Here is a 22,895-nt window from a genome sequence, read left to right on the forward strand (position 1 = left end):
ATTTCAGATTGTCAGTTGTTTAAAATGAATAAATTTAAAATTTTCATACCAGAAAAAAGACACATTTTTAACATCGATTTTTTCATATCAATAGCATTTGTTAGTTCCATAATCTTGATAATTTTAATTGATAATGAAAGTCAATTTGCGATTATACCATTGGGCTTATTCGTATCGACGGTTATTTCAATGTTTATAATTAAATTGATAAATAATTTTAGATATCAAAACTTAAATGGAAAATTTGATGGAGAATTAATCTTTTCAAATGATAAAATAATTCTAGGAAAAGAGACCATATTACTTTCTAGTATCAAAGATGTAAGAATCTATAATAGAGATTATAAGGGGAAATATGCTTATAGAAAAACCTTTAAACCTAAACTATTACAAGGCGTTGAAAACGAGATTAAAATTGAACTATTAAACGGAAATATTATTGTTAAAAGGTTTCTTCAAACTAAAAAAAATGAAATTTCTAAAGTTTTTAATGTTTTGAAGAAGTATCATTTGCAAGATAAAATTCATTTTCTACATTTAATTGAGGTAATGGGTATCAATGATTATGATGAAATTCAAGATTTAAAAAGAGCCTTGAAAACAAGCAATCATTAAAAAATAAAAATTCATTCGGGAATTCGTGGCTACAAAATAAAGGAGTTTCAGGTATTCCAAATTATAAAACTTACTTTTGCATTAAAATATTCGATATTCTGTGGCAAATAACTCCAATCAACATCAGGTAAAAGCAAAAAAACATTTAGGACAGCATTTCTTAAATGATGAAAGCGTAGCACAAGACATTGCCAATACTCTTACTTTAAACGGTTACAAATCTGTTTTAGAGATTGGTCCGGGTATGGGGGTGCTTACCAAGTATTTGCTTAAAAAAGACATCACAACCTACGTGATCGAAATTGATACCGAATCGGTAGAGTATTTGCAGTCTAATTATCTGAACCTGGCCCCCAGAATTATTGAAAAAGACTTTTTAAAGTACGATTTAAACGAAATTTTTAAAGGCGAACCTTTCGCTATTATCGGGAATTACCCGTATAATATATCGACGCAGATTGTATTTAAAATGCTGGATATGCGCGACCAGATTCCAGAATTTTCAGGCATGTTTCAAAAGGAGGTCGCTGAGCGCATCTGTTCAAAAGAAGGCAGTAAAGTCTACGGAATTTTATCCGTTCTGGCCCAGGCCTATTACGATGCCGAATATTTATTTACGGTGCCACCTAATGTGTTTAATCCGCCACCAAAAGTCGATTCCGGAGTGATGCGATTAATCCGTAAAGCCGACTATAGTCTCCCGTGTGATGATGCTTTGTTTTTTAAAGTGGTAAAAGCTGCCTTTCAGCAACGACGAAAAACCATTCGTAACAGCTTAAAAACTTTCAATTTAAGCGATAATTTAAAAGCAAATAGTATATTTGATAAGCGCCCGGAACAATTAAGTGTTCAGCAGTTTATAGAACTTACACAATTAGTAGAAAACGATATTAAAGCATAACATTTGGCAGAAGAATCAGAAAACATACAATTCGAATTAACGGACGATTTAGTCAATCAGGTAGAAAGTCTTATCCGCTTAAACCGCGATAAAGACCTTAAAAACCTTTTAGACGATTTCCATTATGCCGATATAGCCGAGATTCTTGACGAACTGGATCTTGAAGAGGCCATGTATGTAATTAAACTTCTGGATTCTGAAACCACGGCCGATATTTTAATGGAGCTCGATGAAGACAATCGAGAGAAGGTCCTGAGAAATTTATCGACTAAGGAAATTGCCGAAGAAATTGCCGAGCTGGATACCGATGATGCGGCCGATATTATTGCCGAGCTTCCCGAAGAACGTCGTCAGGAAGTTATCTCTCAAATTGAGGATGAAGAGCACAAAGCCGAAATTACAGAGCTTCTTAAATACGATGAAGATTCTGCCGGTGGACTTATGGCAAAAGAGTTGGTTAAGGTCTACGACACCTGGACCGTTGCCGGTTGCTTGCGCCGTTTGCGAGGTCAGGCCAAAGAAGTTACCAGAGTACATTCGGTATACGTAGTCGATAAGCAGGAAAAACTGGTTGGCCGTTTATCCTTAAAAGATTTAATAGTTGCCAAGAACGAGCAGAAAATTGCCGATATATACATTTCCAGTGTAGACTATGTAAATGTTAATGACGATGCCGAAGATGTGGCGAGAGTCATGCAGAAATATGATTTGGAGGCCATTCCGGTAGTAGACGACAACATGAAACTCTTAGGTAGAATTACTATTGATGATATTGTCGACGTGATGAAAGAAGAAGCCGAGCGTGACTACCAGTTAGCGGCAGGTATCTCGCAAGACGTAGAGGCTGATGATAGTATTTTTGAACTCACCAAAGCCCGTTTACCCTGGTTGCTTATAGGTATGTTTGGTGGATTGGGTGCTGCGACGATTATTACCGGGTTTCAAACCGCTATGAAAGATTTTACAATACTCTTATCTTTCGTGCCTTTAATTCAGGCAACCGCTGGAAATGTAGGGGTACAATCTTCGGCCATTGTGGTGCAGGGTCTGGCAAACGATACCATAAAAGGCGAAATTTTTAAGCGTTTATTCAAAGAGTTTTTATTGGGGTTGGTTAATGGTATTGGTATTGCTCTTATTGTATTGCCAATTAGCCATTTCTTATTTGGAACAGAATATTTAGTGTCTTTAACCATCTGTGTTGCATTAATTACCGTAATCGTTATCGCAGCCTTAATAGGTACATTCATTCCTATTTTCCTCGATAAAAGAGGCATCGACCCAGCCGTAGCCACCGGGCCGTTCATTACCACCAGTAACGATATCTTTGGTATTTTAATCTACTTTTTAATAGCCAAACTCATTTTAGGATTTTAAGTTTTAGGGTGTGGTTTCATAGGAACGGGATTTCCGCAATATCTTTTGTCTTGCTGAACTTGTTTACCTAGCTCAATTATCTTTATTTTTGTGGTCTAATTTTTCAACATGAAAATTCTTCATTTAGACACCAATCACGAACTCATGCTAAATCAGTTAAACGATTTAGGATTCATCAACCACGAAGATTACAATTCGTCAAAAGCAGCTGTAGAAGCTAAAATTTCAGAGTATGATGGCATCATTCTGCGAAGCCGTTTTACTATTGATAAACCCTTTCTAGATGCCGCAACGAATCTTAAATTTATTGGTCGTGTTGGTGCGGGTCTGGAGAATATCGATTGCGAATATGCCGAGCAGAAAGGCATCGCTCTTATTGCTGCACCGGAAGGGAACCGAAATGCCGTGGGCGAACATGCCTTGGGTATGTTATTATCGTTGTTTAATAAATTGAATAAAGCCGATCGAGAAGTTCGTCAGGGTCAGTGGTTACGTGAGGCTAATCGTGGTATCGAATTGGATGGCAGAACCGTTGGAATTATAGGCTACGGAAACATGGGCAAAGCTTTTGCAAAAAAACTTCGAGGCTTCGATGTTGAGGTGTTGTGTTACGATATTCAAGCCAATGTAGGTGATGCCAATGCCAGACAGGTGAGTTTAGAAGCGTTTCAGGAGAAGGTTGAGGTGGTGAGTTTGCATACACCACAAACCCCGTTAACTCTGGGAATGATTAATGCCGATTTTATCAACGGATTTAGAAAACCGTTTTGGTTTATTAATACCGCACGTGGTAAAAGTGTGGTGACTCAGGATTTAGTCGATGCCCTAAAGTCTGGTAAAATACTTGGTGCAGGTCTTGATGTATTAGAATACGAAAAAGCGTCTTTTGAAACCCTATTTTCTTCGGAATTACCGGAAGCCTTTCAATATTTAATCGATTCAGAACATGTTCTGTTAACGCCTCATGTTGCGGGCTGGACGGTAGAGAGCAAGGAAAAGTTAGCGCAAACCATTGTCGATAAAATTAAAGCTAAATTTTGTTAACTTTAGGAAACTAAAGTTGGCACATGCACTATCAGGCAGAAACTCCGGAAGCATATATTAAACAAGTTCCTGAAGAACGTCAGGAGGCGTTGACTAAACTTCGTGAAGTTATTAAAGAAAATCTTCCGGAAGGGTTTCAGGAAGGTATTCAATATGGGATGATTGGCTATTTTGTGCCTCATAGTTTATATCCCGACGGATATCATTGTAACCCAAGTGAGCCTTTGCCGTTTATGAGTTTTGCTTCCCAGAAAAATTCGGTCAACCTTTACCATATGGGTATTTATGCAGTTCCCGAGATTTACAATTGGTTTGTTACCGAATACCCTAAATACAGTAAGCGCAAATTGGATATGGGAAAAGAGTTGTATGCGTTTTAAAAAGGTTGAAGATATTCCTTTTGATTTGATAGGGGAACTCTGTACTAAGCTTACCCCGCAGCAATGGATAGCTATTTATGAAACCAACATTAAAATGAAGTCATCATAAAATGCTATCAGCAATATGTTGCAGCCCAACTAAAATGATAATTTGGGCATTCTATCTGACAATTATAAGAACAATAAAATTTTAACAGATGAAAAAACGCGTTACAGGTATTGGCGGATTGTTTTTTAAATCGAAAGACCCTGAAGCTTCAAAAGACTGGTATAAAAAGCATTTAGGTTTTAATACCGATGATTATGGTTGTACCTTTTGGTGGAAAGATGCTGAAGGCAATGATTGCTCCACACAATGGAGTCCGTTTCCTGAGGATACCAAATATTATGAGCCTTCCAAAAAGGAGTTTATGTTTAATTATCGGGTGGAGCATTTAGCTGAATTGTTAGAAACCTTAAAAGCTGAAGGGGTTACTGTTGTAGGTGAGATGGAAGTATAAGAGTACGGTAAATTTGGCTGGATTTTAGATAACGAAGGGAATAAAATTGAACTTTGGGAACCTGTCGATAAATCATTTTTGTAACTTCGGGGTTAACCTTTTAAACATATTTTTTGGAATATATAGACATTCTTCAGTCGTATGATTTAAGTGAATTCCAATGGCTGGCTATTGGTTTTGCTGCCTTTGTTCTGGGACTCTCGAAATCGGGAATAAAAGGAATAGGGATCGTCATAATCCTGGTTCTGGCCTTTGTTTTCGGAGAGAAAGCATCCACTGGAATTTTACTTCCTATGTTAGTTGTGGCTGATGTCTTTGCAGTCGTGTACTATAATAAACATGCTAAATGGCATTATATATGGAAACTCATGCCGGCAATGGTTATAGGTGTGCTGGTAGGCGTCTGGGTAGGTAACGATATTTCTGAAGAACTATTTAAACGCCTCATGGCGATTATCATTATCGGTTCGGTATTAATCATGTTTTATACGGAAAAAAAACCATTTAACGATGTGCCCAATAATGTCTGGTTTGCATCATCTATGGGGTTTTTAGCAGGATTTTCTACTATGGTAGGGAATCTCGCAGGCCCGATTGCTAATATTTATTTCCTTGCCACGCGATTACCAAAGAATGAATTTATTGGCACAGTGGCATGGCTGTTCTTTATTATTAACGTTTTTAAATTACCCTTTCACTTTTTCGTCTGGCATACGGTTAGTATGGAAACGTTGGTGCTGAATTCGGTTTTGGTACCCTTTGTTATTATCGGGTTTTTTCTGGGAGCTTATGTAGTGAAATTGATTTCGAATGTGAATTACAGGCGGTTTATTTTAATTGTAACTGCTGTTGGGGGTATTATTATGTTGTTTAGGTAGTATTTTGTTTAAAGTTAAACGATTTTTTCACTAATTTTAGATGGACTAATCAATTAATAACGTTTACCTATGTCAGAAGATAAAAATTTAAATGACGATTTAAAAGACAAAGCAAAGGAGTTTGCAGAAGAAGCTAAAGAAACGGCTAAAGAATTTTCAGAAGGGGCTAAAGAAGCTTTTAATAGTTTAGAAAACCCTGCGGAAAATAAAAAAATCTTGGCAGGAATTTTAGCGATTTTATTTGGGTATTTGGGGATTCATAAGTTTGTTTTAGGTTACACTAAAGAAGGCATTATTCAGTTAATCGCAAGTGTGGTTACCTGTGGTATTGCAGGTATTGTTCCAATTATTGAAGGCATTATTTACCTGACAAAATCGGATGCCGATTTCTATAATACGTATCAGGTAGGGAAGAAGCCTTGGTTTTAATAAAATACAATTCACCGATGCGTTTGTTGTGGCTTTATTGAAATTGTCATTTCCGTAACAACGGGGATTTAAATATAGTATTCTTATAAAGAGAAGAGAGCAACTAATCGTTGCTCTCTTCTTCGTTATTACCATTCATAAACTTACGCTCCAGTTCTGCCTGAAATTCTTCCATAACAGGTTTAACGGTGCTTTCCGGTAAGTCGGCTATTTTAATATACATCAGGCCGTCCACCGAATTGTTGAATAGCGGATCGACATTAAAGGCCACCAAACGCGCATTTTGTTTGATGTATTTTTTAAGGAGTACAGGTAAACGTAAAGCTCCTGGTTCGACTTCGTCAATAATTTTATCGAATTTATTTAAATCGGCTTCGGTTTCATCGAAAACGAAATCTTTATCAGCATCTTTCAGCTTGACTTTAAATTCCTTTTTCGGACGTACGTATTGTGCAATATACGGATCGTAATAGTGCGATTTCATAAACTCAATCATTAACGATTTTGAGAAGTTTGAAAACTGATTACTAATACTTACCCCGCCTATAAGGTATTTGTGTTCCGGGTAGCGTAAGGTGATGTGTACAATGCCCTTCCATAACAGGAATAAAGGCATCGGTTTTTGCTGGTATTCTTTAATGATGAACGCACGCCCCATTTCAATAGACTGGCTCATCATTTTGTATAATTCCGGCTCGAATCGGAATAAATCCTGTAAATAGAAGCCATTGATGCCGTACTTTTCGAAAATTTGAGAGCCTAAGCCCATACGGTAGGCGCCGACTATAACTTTCGTATCATTATCCCACAAAAACATATGGTGATAATAGGTGTCGAAATTATCTAAGTCGATAGATTCATTAGTTCCTTCACCAACTTCTCTAAACGTAATTTCACGTAATCGACCAATCTCTCTTAAAATGTTTGGTATTTTACCTGGCTCCGCTAAAAAGACTTCGTAATTCTTACTTTGTAAAAGTCGGGCATCTTCTTCGCGAAGGGCATCAACCTCTTTAATCATTAAGTCGCCATCAACCGGCGTTACAATATTTTTAGGAGGTTTTGGTGTTTTTAAGGTCGACGAAATATTATCTAAAATCTTAGGTTTATCTTCAAAAGCATTAGATAACATATAGGTTTTGCGTCTCAGAAAATCTGAAAAATCGTCAAGCGATGCATATTCTTTTTGATCGGCAACCGAAATAGGTCTCCCAATACGCACTTTTATGGTACGACGTTTCTGGGTTAATAATTCCGATGGTAATTTGGCTGTTCTTAGGGTATCACTAATTTTAGACAGTTTATAAAACAACTTGCTGTTTTTCGCATGGAAGTAAATCGGTACAACAGGAACCTCGGCTTTCTTAACCAGTTTCATAGCGGCTTCTTCCCAGGGGCGATCGACTACCAATTTACCATCGCGATAGGTAGACACCTCTCCGGCAGGGAAAATACCCAGCGGATGTCCTTCTCTTAAATGGAGAATAGCATTTTTAAATCCGGCAACACTGGACTTTGCATCTTTACGGGTTTCAAACGGATTTACCGGCATAATGAATGGCACTAAAGGTTCAATTCTATGCAGTAAAAAGTTGGCTATAATTTTAAAATCCTTGCGTTGTTCCAGCATCAATTTTAAAAGTAAAATGCCATCAATGCCTCCAAGCGGATGATTAGAAACGGTAATATATGCGCCGTCTTTTGGTAAACGTTTTAAATCTTCTTCAGGGATTTCAAATTTAATTTTAAAATCATCTAAAATAGCATCTAAAAACGGTAATTCATCGAGATGTTTATTTCTGTTATATACTTTGTTAAGGGTTGAAATTTTAAGCACTTTCATAAGTATCCATCCTAGAAAAGTTCCTATAAAACCATACTTCGCTACGTGTATTACTTTAGCGACTTCTTTGGCAGTTACCAGCCCCGTATTTTGTTGTTTAGTCATGGGTGTAAATGTACTAAATTGTTTATTTACTCGATAATCGAGATTTAAAATCTGTCTTGAGCTTATTTTTAAACGGAAGGTTTTCTTCTTTCTTTGCTTAGCTATGACATTTATTTGCTAACAATCTGTACAGTTTCTTGAGTTAATTGTTTTAATAATATCGTTTTATCGGTTTCAATATCGTCTATTGCCGCCTGATTATAATGACGAATCGTGTATAGTGAAACCTTGTCGTGACAAGTTACTTTAAATTTTGCTTTTAAATGATGTAATAACCTTTCCAGATTATTGTAATTGTCGTCAACACAAACCGAAAAACTAATGGCTGAATTTTGAATGACATCTACTTTCATTTTGTACAGATGCAATAAATTAAAAATCTCACTAATATTGTCTTCAACGATATACGAGAAATCCAGAGATGACAGCGATATCAATACCTGATTTTTTTTCACAATAAAGCAGGGAATCATCGGGTCTAGGGTAATATTTTTACCGATTCGGGTTCCTGAAGCTTCAGGGTTTAAAAAGGATTTTACGTATAACGGAATTTCCTTGGCTTGTAAGGGTTGTAGTGTTTTCGGGTGAATTACGGAAGCGCCGTAAAAAGCCAACTCGATGGCTTCGCGATAGCTGATTTTATTTAACAATTGGGCGTTTTCAAAATATCGTGGGTCTGCATTTAATACACCGGGAACATCTTTCCAGATGGTCACACTGTTAGCATTCAGGCAATAGGCGTAAATAGCCGCGGTGTAATCACTGCCTTCGCGTCCTAAAGTAGTCGTGAAGTTATTATCGTCACTGCCTAAAAAGCCTTGCGTGATATTTAAAGCTTGAGTGTTAAATTGTTTTGTGATGAGTTCCTGTGTGGTTTCCCAATTAACGTTGGCACGGCGGTAATAATTATCGGTTTTTATGTGATTACGCGCATCCATCCAATTGTTGGTGATGCCAATACGGTTTAGATATTCGCTTACAATGGTAGTTGAAATGAGTTCGCCAAAACCAATAATCTGATCGTAAACAAAATTATAATCAGGCGATTTATTACTTTTTAGTATGCTGTTAAGTTCGTCGAAAAACGCTTTAACTTTAGTGTAAACCTGGTGGTTATCGTCTTCAAAGAGGGTGAGTAATATTTCGTTATGATATTTAACAACATCCTGAAGTGAGCTTTGTAACTCGGCTTTGTTATCAAAATAGTTTTTAATAACAAGCTCTAAGGCATTGGTTGTTTTTCCCATAGCAGAAACCACAACCAAGGTGTTTTTATAGCCTGTTTTTTGTAGTACTGCTTCCAGGTTTTTTACACCTTCGGCATCTTTTACCGATGCACCACCAAATTTAAATACCTGCATGTTATAAGTTTGCTATATAATCTTTTATGCCTTGCTCGCTTAAATGTACAACATTCCAGTCTCTTAACACATGGGCACCTTTTTTCTCGTATAGATTTATGGCTGGTGTGTTCCAGTTTATAACTTCCCAGTTAATACGTCGCACCCCTAAACTGTGCCCGAATTTAACCACTTCGTCCAGTAAAGCTGTGCCAATACCTGCACCGCGCATAGCTTCACTAATCACCAAATCTTCCAGGTGTAAAATGCGCCCTTTCCAGGTAGAATAACGGTGAAACATAATGGCTGTCCCTTCTACTTTTCCGTCCACTTCGGCTACGAGACATTCAAAGGCTGGTGTATTTCCAAAGCCATCATTTTGAAGATCTTCAAGGGTGACTTCAACAGCATCAGGTTCTTTTTCGAATACAGCTAACTGCTTTATTAGCGCCAAAACGCTTGGCATATCTGATTTAACAGCTTTTCTAATTGTGAAATTCATAATATTTAATAATTATTTCAAAGATAGTTTAATCCTGAAAATTTAAATTGTTTTAAATAACGAAAACGTTGTAGTTCATTAAAAATTAACGGATATTTGTGCAAAATAAACCTTCATTTATGTCGCATAAAAAACAAACATTAGGAGAATTTATAATTGAAAATCAAGCCTCATTTAAATATTCTTCTGGTGAACTTTCCAGTCTTCTTAATTCCATTCGTTTAGCTGCAAAAATAGTAAACCATGAAGTAAATAAAGCTGGATTGGTTGATATAATAGGTGCAGCAGGCGATACCAATATCCAGGGCGAGGATCAGCAAAAGTTAGATGTTTATGCTAACGAAAAATTTATTCAAACCCTTACCAAACGAAATATTGTTTGCGGTATTGCCAGTGAAGAGGAAGACGATTTCATCTCGATTAACAGTATTGATGAAAACCATGGTAATAAATACGTCGTATTGATAGACCCGTTAGATGGATCGTCAAATATTGATGTAAATGTGTCGGTAGGAACCATATTTTCTATTTATCGTCGTGTAACTCCGGTAGGTACACCGGTTACTTTAGAAGACTTCTTACAGAAAGGAAATAAGCAGGTGGCGGCAGGTTATATTGTTTACGGAACATCGACCATGTTAGTTTATACTACCGGTGATGGTGTTAACGGATTTACCTTAAATCCTGCGATTGGATCCTTTTATTTATCGCACCCGAAAATGGAGTTTCCAGAGGATGGGAATATCTATTCGGTTAATGAAGGAAATTATATTCAGTTTCCGCAAGGGATTAAAGATTACATCAAATACTGCCAGAAAGATGAAGGAGATAGACCCTATACATCTCGATATATAGGATCTTTAGTTTCCGACTTTCATAGAAATATGATTAAAGGAGGGGTTTATATGTATCCGCAAAGTTCAAAAAATCCGAAAGGTAAATTACGTTTACTTTACGAATGCAATCCTATGGCCTTTTTAGCAGAACAGGCTAATGGAAAAGCCAGTGATGGATTTACACGTATTTTGGATATACAACCAGCCGAATTACACGAGCGTGTGCCGTTCATTTGTGGCAGTAAAAATATGGTCGATAAGTGTGAAGAGTTTATGAGAAACGCATAAAATTAAATAGTTATACATAATAAAAAAAAGCGAACCATTTGGTTCGCTTTTTTTATGACTAATCGCAGCATTAGGTATGATTTTTAAAATGAAGTTAGATTGTTATTTTGTAAGGTGTTTTTTATATATTGTTTTAAATTATTTTAAAATAAATTTATGAGAAAACTACAGCTTACGTTTTTAGCTATCTTTTTGAGCTTTTATTGTATGGCACAAATTTCCTTTGAGGAGGGCTATTTTATCAAGGATTCTGGGCAAAAAACAGAATGTCTAATTAAGAATAACGATTGGAAAAGTAACCCTAGAGAGTTTCAATATAGGTTAGTGGATTCCGATAAAACCAACAGTATTTCTATAAGGGAGCTTAAAGAATTTGGAGTTTATAATACATCTAAATATATTAAATCTGAAGTCAATATTGATAAGTCTACAGATGACACCAATAAATTAACTGATAATAAAGAGCCTGAATTTGAGATAAATGAGGTGTTTTTGAGGGTTTTAGTAGAAGGGAAAATTTCATTATACGAATATACAAATGGTAACTCGCAGCGTTTTTTTTATGGTTCTGAGAATAAGGAGATACAGCCATTAGTTTATAAAAGATATAAACTCAGTTCCAATAAAGTTACAACCAATAGTTCTTATAAAAAGCAGTTATGGGATGCTTTAAGATGTGATGGTAAGCCTTTAGATGGGGTTCAGGATGTATCTTATAATAGAAAAGAGTTAGTTGATTTGTTTAAAAAGTATAATGCTTGTGTCAATTCCGGATACATTGAATTTTATAAAAAGCGTAATAAAGTAACTACAAGTCTTAATATTAGATCAGGGATAAATAGTACTGCATTAGAAATTTACAGAGCGGCACAAAGTTTTAAAAATGTAGATTTTGGAACTAAATTAAGTTTAAGGTTAGGGGCAGAGGTAGAGTTTTTATTACCATTTAACGCGAATAAGTGGGCAGTGATTAGTGAAATAGCTTATTTTAAATATAGCGGTGATGAGGAATTGGACACCGCAGCAAGAGGGGCTAAAATTGATTTCAATTCAATTGAAATTCCAATAGGGGTACGTCATTATTTTTATTTGAGTAATAATTCTAGCTTGTTTTTAAACGCATCTATAATTTTTAATCTTTCGAGTTCAGAGATTTTATATGAAAATGCAGATAGTTTAACAATTCAACAGTCTAACAGTTTGGCATTTGGTCTTGGATATAGACATAAAAGATATGCTTTGGAATTTAGAAATGGATTAAAAAGAACGGTTGTGCCACATTTTGAGTCTAGTTTAGGAACAATGTCTTTAATTTTTGGCTATACTCTTTTTTAAAGACAATTAAAATGAAAAAAAACGAACCATTTGGTTCGCTTTTTTTTGTATTCTACAATGGGTTAATAATTATGAGTTAAAAGTCACCTCGCCGGTATTGATGTCGTACATCGCACCAACAATCATAATTTCTCCATGTTGTTCCATTTCATTAAGAACCTCGCTTTCTTTTCGAATTCTTTCGATGGTTAAAAGTACATTTTTGGCGGCTACATTATCTACAAACTCTGAATTTTTAGAATTTCTTAGGCTTGCATCTGCGGGTTCAGTTACTCCTTGAACAGCGGGTTTTATTTTGGCTAACATAGAGGTTAGATTGCCTAATTTGGCATCGTCGCAGGCACCTTTTATAGCGCCACAGCTGGTATGGCCTAAAACCACAATAAGTTTTGTTCCGGCAAGTTTACAGGCAAATTCCATACTTCCTAAGATGTCCTCGTTCACAAAGTTTCCTGCAATACGCACACTAAAAATGTCGCCTAAACCCTGGTCGAAAACCAATTCGGCAGATACCCTTGAGTCGATGCAGCTTAAAATAGTGGCGAAAGGGAATTGTCCGTCGCTGGTATCGTTTACCTGTTCTAGTAAATTACGATTTGCTTTAAGATTTTGTTGGAATCTAAGGTTTCCTTCCTTTAAGAATTGTAATGACTTTTCTGGAGTCATTGTAGCTTGGGTTTCTCTTGTATGTGCTTTCATAATATTTTTAAACGTTTAGTAATATGTTGATTTCAAGCTGAACCATGTTGAGCTATAAAATTGATTTCTGTATTTTGAAAAGATATTAAAGCTTGCCAAATTTAAAGCTTTATATCTTTTTTGACAATTTTGGTCTAACTTAAGCTTAAATCAGATTTTGGCCTTTCATTAAAGAAATGAATAAAGCTTGCAGGATTTTCTACAATCCCCCTTTTAGAAACTAGTTTGATGTCTATGTTGCGTTCTTTAGCCTTATATAAAAAGTCTTCTAAAATTTCAATAACATCGTTATCGAGATATCTGGTTTTTATTAAGTTTATTTCCAGATAGGTGTCTCTTGGTAAACTGTCCAGTTCTTTTAAAATAGCACCTTTGTTGAAAAAGGTTACTTCTTCAGCAAGCGTCATTTTAATTTTGTGTTTACCATTGCTTTTATCTTCTATATGAAGGAAATGTGAATTTTGGTAGCTTTTTAAAAGGACCACAACAATTCCAACTAAAAGTCCTAAACTAATACCTATCAATAAATCTGTGAATACAATACCTACAACAGTGGTTATAAATGGCAACCATTGTTTCCAGCCTAAGGCATACATGGTTTTGAATAGTCCTGGTTTGGCTAATTTATAACCAACAACTAATAGAATAGCTGCTAAAACTGATAAAGGGATTAGGTTTAATAGTCGTGGAATTAATATCACTGAGATTAGTAATAAAAAGCCATGAATTATAGTAGATAATTTGGTTCTACCTCCCGATTGAATATTCGCAGAACTTCTTACGATTACCTGAGTGATAGGTAAACCACCAATTAAGCCTGAAATAATATTTCCTGTACCTTGGGCTAATAATTCTCTGTTAGTAGGTGTTACGTTTTTGTTTGGGTCTATCTTGTCTGTTGCTTCAACGCATAATAGAGTTTCTAAACTTGCTACTAAAGCCATAGTAAAGGCAACAACCCAAACCTCAGTATTGGTAATGGCTGAAAAATTAGGAAAACTAAACTGATTAAAAAAAGAAGTAGTGTCTTCCGGGATTGGAACACTAACAAGGTGTTTATTTAATATGGATAAACTGCCGGAATCTGAGGTAATAATGACATAAATAATACCTACTACAACAGCTACAAGGGGCCCTTGAATCACCTGGAAAAATTTAGCTTTTTTCGATAGAACTTTGTCCCAAAGCAAAATAATGCCTAAGCCAATAAATCCGATAATCATGGATCCAATTGTGATGTTGTCTATAATGTGCAGAATCGCTGAAAATGTATTTTCACCTGAAGCTTCCATGAAACTGTCAGCGCCTTCTGGTTCTGAGTCGTAACCAAAAAAATGTGGAATTTGTTTTAAAATGATGATAATACCAATACCGGTAAGCATCCCTTTAATTACTGAAGAAGGGAAATAATACCCAATAACACCGGCTTTCAAAATTCCGAAAACAATTTGAATAATGCCTGCGATAACCACAGCAACCAAAAAGTTCTCGTAACCACCAAGTGTTCCGATAGCCGTTAGTACAATCGCAGCCAGGCCGGCAGCTGGACCGCTGACACCGATTTTAGAGCCACTAAGGCTTCCAACAACAATTCCTCCTACAATTCCAGCAATTAACCCGGAAAAGAGGGGTGCTCCACTGGCTAGAGCAATACCCAAACAAAGAGGTAATGCTACAAAGAATACAACGATACTTGCAGGCAAGTCGCTTCTTAAAGTTTTAAACATATCATTAATAATTTTGATGTCCTAACGGTTAAATTAGGATGAGTTAATATTTAGGATAGGGATAAGGACCATTAAGTCCAAAATAATGAATTAATTACAATATGCTTTGTTCCGGAGGTGGCGAGACCAGATTTAAATGTGGTATCGGATAGGTTTTAAAACGATAAGTGTAAGATGGTGTGTTTCCGATGGTAAAATTCATAATGCCATCGTGGGTTTGCAATGAAAAAGGCGATACGAGACTTTTACATTTTCCGTGTTCTTCTTCTTCGCTCAACGAATAAAAGATAGAAGTGTCAATAGTATCATCTAAGACAACAACTACGGCTGGCGCTGTAATAAGTGCCATGAATAGGGTTGTGAAACATATGGCTATTGCTCTTTTAAACATTTACAGGATTTTTATCTATTCAAATATAACATTAAAGCATGCTTAATGTATTAAAAATTTTTAAAATTGACATAATAGACTTGTATATTGTTATATAATTTTTAAAAATTAGTGTTTAAATTTTAAGGATTATTAATAAAGAAACCCTTTATAGTATCTATAAAGGGTTTTAAAATATGAAGTGATTTTTATCTTATAAAGCGACTAAATCGCCAGTAACATCTTTGGAAGGTAAATCGGATTTACCCATTAAATATAAATCTACCTGTCTTGCAGCTTCTCTACCTTCAGAAATAGCCCAAACAATTAACGATTGCCCGCGACGCATATCGCCTGCTGTAAAAATGTTTGGAATGTTTGTCTGGTATTTACCATATTCCGCTTTGTAGTTAGAACGTGCATCTTTTTCAACACCTAACTTATCAGCCAGAGTCGCCTCAGGACCTGTAAATCCTAACGCTAATAAGGCTAAATCACAGGGCCAGGTTTTTTCTGTTCCAGCAACCTCTATAAGTTGCGGACGTTCTCCCGGAACCATTTTCCACTCTACATTAACCGTTTTTAAAGCGATTAATTTGCCGTTTTCGTCTTTAACGAATTCCTTAGTGTTTATCAGCCAGTTTCTTTCAACACCTTCTTCATGAGAAGACGAGGTTTTTAACTGTAATGGCCAGAATGGCCAAGGGGTTGTTGGTGAACGGTGTCCTGGTGGTTTCGGCATAATTTCGAAGTTTGTAACCGATTTAGCACCATGACGGTTAGAAGTACCAATACAATCTGATCCTGTATCTCCACCACCAATTACGATAACGTCTTTACCGGTCGCCATGACCTGATCTTTCACTTCTTTGCCAAATAATACTTTGGTTTGTTGCGTTAAGAAATCCATAGCCTGCACAACGCCATCGGCATCAATCCCCGGAGTTGGTAAGCTTCGTCTTTCGGTAGCACCACCACAAAGTACCACAGCATCAAATTCGTGAAGTTTTTCAACGTCATAGTTTAAACCAACATTAACATTGGTTTTAAAACTGATGCCTTCGGCTTCTAAAATGGCAATACGTCTGTCGATGATTTCCTTTTCTAGTTTAAAATTAGGAATGCCGTAGCGTAATAAGCCTCCGATTTCATCATCACGTTCAAAAACCGTTACGGTATGACCTGCTCTGTTTAACTGCTGAGCAGTTGCTAAACCAGCAGGTCCAGACCCAACAACAGCAACTGTTTTACCGGTTCTGGTTTTAGGAGGCTGAGGTTTAATCCACCCTTCCTGAAACGCACGTTCTACAATATTTTTTTCGATATTTTCAATTGAAATCGGATCTTCAATAATACCTAATACACAAGCTTTTTCACATGGAGCAGGGCATAATCTTCCTGTAAATTCAGGGAAGTTGTTGGTGGAGTGTAATAACCAAGAGGCTTTTTGCCACTCACCTTGATGTACCATGTGATTAAAATCCGGAATTAAGTTACCAAGCGGACAGCCACTGTGGCAAAACGGAATACCGCAATCCATACAGCGAGAGCCTTGTTTTGTAATTTCAGTGTCGCTTAAAGGCACTGTAAATTCTTTATAATGCTGTACACGGTCTTTTACAGGCGTGTATCCTTCGTCTTGTCTTTCAAATTCTTTAAATCCTGTTACTTTTCCCATGACAATTATGCTATTTCTAATTCTTCTACCATTTGTTCTTCAGTCTCTAAACGCTTAAGGGCACGTTTGTATTCGGTTGGCATCACTTTAACAAAGTTTGCTAAGCTGTTCTCCCAATCGGCTAATAAGGTTTTACCTAAGTTACTATCGGTATAGGCAACGTGCTTTTGAATCATACCTTTTAAATCGGCACTATCATCGGCAGAAAGCGTTTCGAATTCGATAGTTTCTGTGTTACATAATCCGTTTGTGAATTTATTTTCCGGATCGTAAACATAAGCGATACCTCCACTCATACCAGCAGCGAAGTTTCGTCCTGTTTTACCAAGAACCACGACTTTTCCACCGGTCATGTACTCACAACAGTGGTCTCCTACACCTTCTACAACGGCTTTAGCTCCAGAGTTTCTTACGGCGAAACGTTCTCCGGCAATACCGTTAATGTAAGCTTCTCCTTCAATCGCTCCGAATAAACAAACATTTCCAACAATGATGTTGTTTTCTGCAATAAAGTCCGCCTTAGCAGGTTTTTTCACGATTAATTTAGCTCCGGATAATCCTTTACCTAAATAATCGTTAGTATTTCCTTCTAACTTGAAGGTTAAACCGTGAGCTCCGAATCCTCCGAAACTTTGTCCTGCCGATCCGGTAAAACTGATGTTTAATGTGTCTTCAGGTAAGCCTAAGTGTCCGTATATTTTAGAGATTTCATTACTTACAATAGCTCCTACCGTACGATCGGTATTATGGATTGGGTAAGCTAAATCCATTTTCTCTTTTCGGTATAAAGCGCGGTGTGAATCTTTTAAGATGGTGAAATCTAAAACCTCGTCTAAATTGTGGTCTTGTTTCTCAGTATTTCTCACAGTCATTTTGTTGTAGGCTTCTGGCCTGTGAAGAATAGCTGATAGATCTAAACCTTTAGCTTTATAGTGTGTAATTGCTTTATTGGCGTTGATTTTATGTGTCTGACCAACCATTTCGGCTAGCGTTCTAAATCCTAACTGAGCCATAATACCTCTTAACTCTTCCGCAACATAGTAGAAGAAGTTAATTACGTGTTCTGGTGTGCCTTTAAAGTTTTTACGTAATTCTTTATCTTGAGTTGCGATACCTACAGGACAGGTGTTTAAGTGACATTTGCGCATCATGATACATCCTGAAGCTACTAAAGGCGCGGTTGCGAAACCAAATTCTTCAGCACCTAATAAAGCAGCGATAGCCACATCACGTCCTGTTTTTAACTGTCCGTCGCACTCTACAACAATACGGCTGCGTAAGTTGTTAAGGACTAAGGTTTGTTGTGCTTCAGCTAAACCAAGTTCCCAAGGTAAACCTGCGTGTTTTAAAGAGGTTAACGGTGATGCTCCGGTACCACCATCATACCCAGAGATTAATACCACATCGGCTTTGGCTTTTGCTACACCCGCAGCAATAGTACCCACACCAACTTCTGATACTAACTTCACGTTAATACGCGCTTCACGGTTCGCATTTTTCAAGTCGAAAATAAGCTGTGCTAAATCTTCGATAGAGTAAATATCGTGATGCGGCGGCGGTGAAATTAATCCCACAAAAGGCGTTGAGTTACGAGCAGCAGCGATCCATGGTAATACTTTTTCGCCAGGAAGCTGTCCACCTTCACCAGGCTTAGCACCTTGAGCCATTTTAATTTGAATCTCTCTGGCATTGGTTAGGTAGTGCGAGGTTACCCCAAAACGTCCTGAGGCTACCTGTTTGATTGCCGAGTTACGGCTGTCCCCATTGACGTCCGGATGGAAACGACGTCTGTCTTCTCCTCCTTCACCAGAATTCGATTTACCGCCAATACGGTTCATCGCAATGGCTAGGTTTTCGTGTGCTTCACGAGAAATCGATCCGTAAGACATCGCTCCGGTTTTGAAACGCTTTACGATTTCTGTCCATGGTTCTACCTCTTCCAAAGGAATAGGGTCTAAATTGTCAAACTCGAACAAACCACGAATGGTCATCAGGTTTTCAGCTTGTTCATTTACAGCTTTAGCATATACATCGTAGCTGTTTTGGTCGCTTAAACGTACCGCCTGCTGCAATTTAGCTACTGTTGTTGGGTTGAACATGTGGCGCTCGCCATTACGTCTCCAACGGTAATCGCCACCAATGTTTAAACCTAATTTTTTATCAATTAAGTTATCTGGATACGCTTGTTTATAACGCTCGTTAATTTCTTTTTCAACTTCGTATAATCCGATACCCTCAATTCTTGAAGCGGTGTAAGGGAAGTATTTTTCAACGAATTGTGAATTGAAACCAACAATTTCGAATATTTGAGAACCTCTGTACGAGTGTAAGGTTGAGATTCCGATTTTGTTCATGATTTTTAGAAGCCCTTTACCAATCGCTTTGTTGAAGTTATTCACGGCTTTGTCTTCGTCCATGCCCTGAATAAAGCCTTCTTTCACCTGCATTCTAATGATTTCGTTCACCATGTACGGGTTAATCGCACTGGCACCGTAACCGAATAAGGTTGCGAAGTGGTGCGGTTCACGAGGTTCGGCAGATTCGATAATAATATCGAAGTACGAACGCTTACGTAAACGGTTCATTTGGTGATTCACGTAAGAACAAGCTAGTAAAGCAGGAATAGGAGCGAAGTCTTTATTAACACCACGATCGGATAAGATGATGATGTTTGTTCCGCGATCTAAAGCTTTTGTTACTTGGATGATAATATCTTCTAAAGCATTTTCTAAACCATTAAGGCCTTGGCTTTTTGGATAAAGTATATGGATCGTTTCTGCTTTAAAGCCTTCAATGGAAATGGTTCTTATTTTTTCTAAATCGGCATTGGAAATTACCGGATTTTGAATGCGTAATTTTCTACACTGTCTTTCGGTAATGCTGAAAATATTACGGTCTTTACCTAAATTTAAGGCGATATCGGTTACAATTTCTTCGCGGATTCCATCCAATGGCGGATTGGTTACCTGTGCGAATAATTGTTTAAAGTAATTTGAAATAAGTTGAGGTCGGTCTGATAACACCGCTAACGGGGTATCGATACCCATAGAACCTAAGGCTTCTTTACCGTCAATAGCCATTGGGGTAATCACCTCTTGTATGTCTTCGAACGTATAGTTAAATAAACGTTGTCTGGTTTTAATGTCTATGGTCTCAATCGGACAGGTTTCGTTGGTGTAGGGTACATCTCTTAAATGCAGTCTGGTTTTGTTTAACCATTCCTGGTAAGGACGCTCTGAAACAATTGTATTTTTAATTTCTTCGTCACTTACAATGCGGCCTTCGTTCATGTCTACCAAGAACATTTTTCCTGGTTCCAAACGACCGTGTTCTTTGATGTCTTCCGGATCGATGTCTACAACACCAACTTCAGATGACATGATTAACTTACCACTTTTGGTTACGGTATAGCGAGATGGTCTTAATCCGTTACGGTCAAGAAGGGCTCCAATATAATCTCCATCGGTAAAGGGTACCGATGCAGGTCCGTCCCATGGCTCCATAATACACGCGTTGTATTCGTAAAAGGCTTTACGCTCTGGTGACATGGTTTTGTGTTTTTCCCAGGCTTCAGGAATCATCATCATCATGATTTCTGGTAGCGATCTTCCGGTATGTGTTAACAATTCCACCACCATATCCATAGATGCAGAATCTGATTTTCCTGGTAAGATGATTGGGAATAGTTTGTCGATTTGCGGACCGAATACTTCACTTTTCATGATTTCCTCACGAACACGCATTCTGCTTACGTTACCACGAAGCGTGTTGATTTCACCATTCTGACACATAAAACGGAAAGGCTGTGCTAGTTCCCATGTCGGCATAGTGTTGGTTGAGAAACGTTGGTGTACCAAAGCTAAGCGGGTTACTAAATCGATTTGCTGTAAATCGGTGTAGTATGGCCCGATATCTTCAGGCATAATAATACCTTTGTATATTAACGTTGTAGTCGATAAACTAGGTACGTAAAAATAACCGCTTTCAGAAATTTTAGATGTTCTAATGGTGTGCTCTGTAATTTTACGAGCGGCGTATAATTTTGCTTTAAAGGTGTCCTCTGAAATCTCTTCGGTTTTACCCACAAATAATTGCTCGATAGTTGGCTCTGACGCTAAAGCGATTTCACCTAAGTGAGAAGAGTCTACCGGTACTTTACGCCATCCTAAAATAGAAAGGCCTTGAGCTTTTATTTCTTTCTCAAAAATATCTTTACAGAATTTATATTGGTTGGTATTTTTTGGTAAAAAAACCATACCTACGGCATACGCTCTTTGTTCTGGTAAACTAAAGCTGCATACACGCTTAAAATAATCATGAGGAATATCAATCAATAAACCGGCGCCATCACCAGTTTTTCCATCGGCACTAACGCCTCCCCTGTGTTCTAGTTTTACAAGAATTTCTAATGCATCGTGAATGATTTGATTTGTCTTCTCTCCTTTAAGATTACAAATAAAACCAGCCCCACAATTTTCATGTTCAAACTCAGGTAAATACATTCCTTGTTTCTTCAGCATAATCAACAAATTTTGGTTTTGAAAAGTGACTTAATAAGCGAATATATGTATAGATTTTAAATTAAAATAATGGCCATTTCATTATTTCGATATTAGGAGATAAGTGAAGATAAAAATAATTATATGTTAATAAATATGAAGATTTTTAATAAATATTCAAAGTGTTATTATCAGTGTTTGATTGAGATAACTGAAATTATTTTAATGAATATTTCGATAAATAGAATTTAACGCATTAAAAAACATTAAATATTGACGATAATTCAATATTGCGAGTTGTTAAAATTCAAAAAAACCAAAAAAATAAAACAGTACCCTTAAAAAAAACAGGGTAAAATTATAATATCTACAAAAGTTTAAGTTAGACCCCCTTTTTTTATGGGGGTTAAAATTTTTTAATATAAGTTTACGACGTTCTTAAGGAAAAATTAACCAAAAAATTAATAACTTAAATTAAACATTATGAAAAAATTACTTACTCTTTCAATGCTTTTTGCGGCTTCGGTGTTATTTGCTCAGGAGGACTCTTCTCCAAAAGTAACTTTAAGCGGTAGTATTGATGCTTATTACAGAGCAAATTTTAATGCACCAAATGATGTGTTTTCTGATGGTGTTGATGATTACTACGTTGCGCCGGGGTCTTCTTTTGCTAATTTACCTGGTTTTGCTTTGGGTATGGCAAACTTAATAGCGTCTTACGAAGGAGAAAAGGCAGGGTTTGTTGCCGATTTAGTATTTGGACCAAGAGGAACGGATGCAATTTTTAATTCACCTATGTATTCAGCAACAGGAAACATCGTCAATCAGTTATATGCTTACTGGAATGTTAGTGATAAAGTAACCTTAACAATGGGTAATTTTAATACCTTTTTAGGTTATGAGGTAATCTCTCCAACGGCTAACTTCAACTACAGTACGTCTTATTTATTCTCTTACGGACCATTTAGTCATACAGGTTTAAAAGCTGATATCGCTTTAACTGATGATTTAAGTTTGATGGTTGGTGTAATGAATGATACTGATGTTACAGAATTTAACGTAACAGGGGATTATGCTTTTGGAGCTCAGTTAGGGTACAAAGGCCAATTCTTAAATGTGTTAGTTGATCCTTCGTTTTTAGAAGTTGACTTTACAGGAGGTTTCGATTTATCTGATGCTTTTTATTTAGGTTTAAATGCTGCGTATTTACAATATGATGCACCAGAAGATCCTTCTTTTTATGGTGTAGCTATTTATCCTCAATATTCAGTGACAGATACATTCACTTTAGGATTTAGAGGAGAGTATTTTGCTGAAACCGATTTTGGAGCTGGTGCTATTGGTGGTTATGATGCAGATGGTGATGGCTCTGTATTTGCTGCAACCTTAACAGGTAGTTTCGCTATTGATAATTTAACAATTAAGCCTGAATTAAGATTAGATTCTACATCTGAGGATGCTTTTTTCAAGGATAAAGATTTTAACACATCAAAAAGCTTAGGTTCTTTTGTTTTAGCAGCCATCTATTCATTCTAATTTAAAAGCATGC

At 36.8% G+C, this 22,895-nt stretch carries 17 protein-coding genes and 2 pseudogenes; 11 read left to right on the plus strand and 8 right to left on the minus strand.

The annotated features are described in order from the left end of the window. The first annotated feature begins 24 nt into the window (after positions 1-24). The 8 genes and pseudogenes from ICJ84_RS13990 (at position 25) to ICJ84_RS14025 (ending at position 6,124) form a co-directional block, all read left to right on the plus strand. Positions 25-615 carry a hypothetical protein gene (locus ICJ84_RS13990; protein ID WP_206688706.1) on the plus strand — a complete coding sequence of 197 codons (591 nt, stop codon included), beginning with the start codon at positions 25-27 and terminating at the stop codon, positions 613-615. A gap of 100 nt (positions 616-715) precedes the next feature. Beyond that, positions 716-1,516, plus strand: coding sequence for a 16S rRNA (adenine(1518)-N(6)/adenine(1519)-N(6))-dimethyltransferase RsmA (rsmA, locus tag ICJ84_RS13995; RefSeq protein WP_188217040.1), 801 nt, complete (start codon positions 716-718; stop codon positions 1,514-1,516). 3 nt (positions 1,517-1,519) lie between these two features. Continuing rightward, the gene (gene mgtE, locus ICJ84_RS14000) at positions 1,520-2,893 is read left to right on the plus strand and encodes a magnesium transporter (protein WP_188217041.1); all 1,374 of its coding nucleotides are present in this window, start codon (positions 1,520-1,522) and stop codon (positions 2,891-2,893) included. Positions 2,894-3,001: 108 nt separating this feature from the next. Next, entirely contained in the window at positions 3,002-3,937 is a 936-nt protein-coding gene (locus ICJ84_RS14005) for a 2-hydroxyacid dehydrogenase (RefSeq protein ID WP_188217042.1), read from the plus strand. A gap of 23 nt (positions 3,938-3,960) precedes the next feature. Continuing rightward, a pseudogene (locus tag ICJ84_RS14010) lies at positions 3,961-4,426 on the plus strand (DUF1801 domain-containing protein). A gap of 88 nt (positions 4,427-4,514) precedes the next feature. Beyond that, positions 4,515-4,901, plus strand: a pseudogene (locus ICJ84_RS14015) (VOC family protein). Between the two features lie 29 nt (positions 4,902-4,930). Next, a complete protein-coding gene (locus tag ICJ84_RS14020) occupies positions 4,931-5,695 on the plus strand; it encodes a sulfite exporter TauE/SafE family protein (protein WP_188217043.1) in 765 nt (254 codons plus the stop codon). 69 nt (positions 5,696-5,764) lie between these two features. Then, on the plus strand, positions 5,765-6,124 hold the full coding sequence (locus tag ICJ84_RS14025; RefSeq protein ID WP_188217044.1) for an NINE protein: 360 nt from the start codon (positions 5,765-5,767) through the stop codon (positions 6,122-6,124). Between the two features lie 103 nt (positions 6,125-6,227). On the opposite strand, the gene ICJ84_RS14030 is transcribed toward ICJ84_RS14025, so the two are convergent. The 3 genes from ICJ84_RS14030 to ICJ84_RS14040 form a co-directional block, all read right to left on the minus strand. After that, entirely contained in the window at positions 6,228-8,072 is a 1,845-nt protein-coding gene (locus ICJ84_RS14030; protein WP_188217045.1) for a GNAT family N-acyltransferase, read from the minus strand. A 110-nt stretch (positions 8,073-8,182) separates the two neighbouring features. Further along, a complete protein-coding gene (locus ICJ84_RS14035) occupies positions 8,183-9,433 on the minus strand; it encodes an aspartate kinase (protein ID WP_188217046.1) in 1,251 nt (416 codons plus the stop codon). Between the two features lies 1 nt (position 9,434). Continuing rightward, entirely contained in the window at positions 9,435-9,914 is a 480-nt protein-coding gene (locus ICJ84_RS14040; RefSeq protein WP_188217047.1) for a GNAT family N-acetyltransferase, read from the minus strand. 119 nt (positions 9,915-10,033) lie between these two features. Here ICJ84_RS14040 and fbp point away from each other — a divergent pair, with 119 nt between their 5' ends. Then, a complete protein-coding gene (gene fbp / locus ICJ84_RS14045; protein ID WP_188217048.1) occupies positions 10,034-11,038 on the plus strand; it encodes a class 1 fructose-bisphosphatase in 1,005 nt (334 codons plus the stop codon). Between the two features lie 156 nt (positions 11,039-11,194). Further along, positions 11,195-12,373 (plus strand): porin family protein, encoded by a 1,179-nt coding sequence (locus tag ICJ84_RS14050; RefSeq protein WP_188217049.1) that lies wholly within the window; start codon positions 11,195-11,197, stop codon positions 12,371-12,373. 69 nt (positions 12,374-12,442) lie between these two features. Here ICJ84_RS14050 and ICJ84_RS14055 read toward each other — a convergent pair whose 3' ends face one another. From ICJ84_RS14055 to gltB, 5 genes are all read right to left on the minus strand, one after another. Then, positions 12,443-13,072 carry a carbonic anhydrase family protein gene (locus ICJ84_RS14055; protein ID WP_188217050.1) on the minus strand — a complete coding sequence of 210 codons (630 nt, stop codon included), beginning with the start codon at positions 13,070-13,072 and terminating at the stop codon, positions 12,443-12,445. A gap of 134 nt (positions 13,073-13,206) precedes the next feature. Continuing rightward, entirely contained in the window at positions 13,207-14,799 is a 1,593-nt protein-coding gene (locus ICJ84_RS14060) for a SulP family inorganic anion transporter (RefSeq protein WP_188217051.1), read from the minus strand. Between the two features lie 94 nt (positions 14,800-14,893). After that, positions 14,894-15,190, minus strand: a complete 297-nt coding sequence (locus ICJ84_RS14065) for a hypothetical protein (RefSeq protein WP_188217052.1) — start codon at positions 15,188-15,190, stop codon at positions 14,894-14,896. A gap of 193 nt (positions 15,191-15,383) precedes the next feature. Further along, positions 15,384-16,847, minus strand: coding sequence for a glutamate synthase subunit beta (locus ICJ84_RS14070; protein ID WP_188217053.1), 1,464 nt, complete (start codon positions 16,845-16,847; stop codon positions 15,384-15,386). Between the two features lie 5 nt (positions 16,848-16,852). Then, positions 16,853-21,367 (minus strand): glutamate synthase large subunit, encoded by a 4,515-nt coding sequence (gene gltB, locus ICJ84_RS14075; protein WP_241748765.1) that lies wholly within the window; start codon positions 21,365-21,367, stop codon positions 16,853-16,855. A 462-nt stretch (positions 21,368-21,829) separates the two neighbouring features. Here gltB and ICJ84_RS14080 point away from each other — a divergent pair, with 462 nt between their 5' ends. Then, positions 21,830-22,882, plus strand: a complete 1,053-nt coding sequence (locus ICJ84_RS14080; RefSeq protein ID WP_188217054.1) for a porin — start codon at positions 21,830-21,832, stop codon at positions 22,880-22,882. Positions 22,883-22,895: the final 13 nt, after the last annotated feature.

This window comes from Aestuariibaculum suncheonense (assembly GCF_014596935.1).
GTDB lineage: Bacteria > Bacteroidota > Bacteroidia > Flavobacteriales > Flavobacteriaceae > Aestuariibaculum > Aestuariibaculum suncheonense.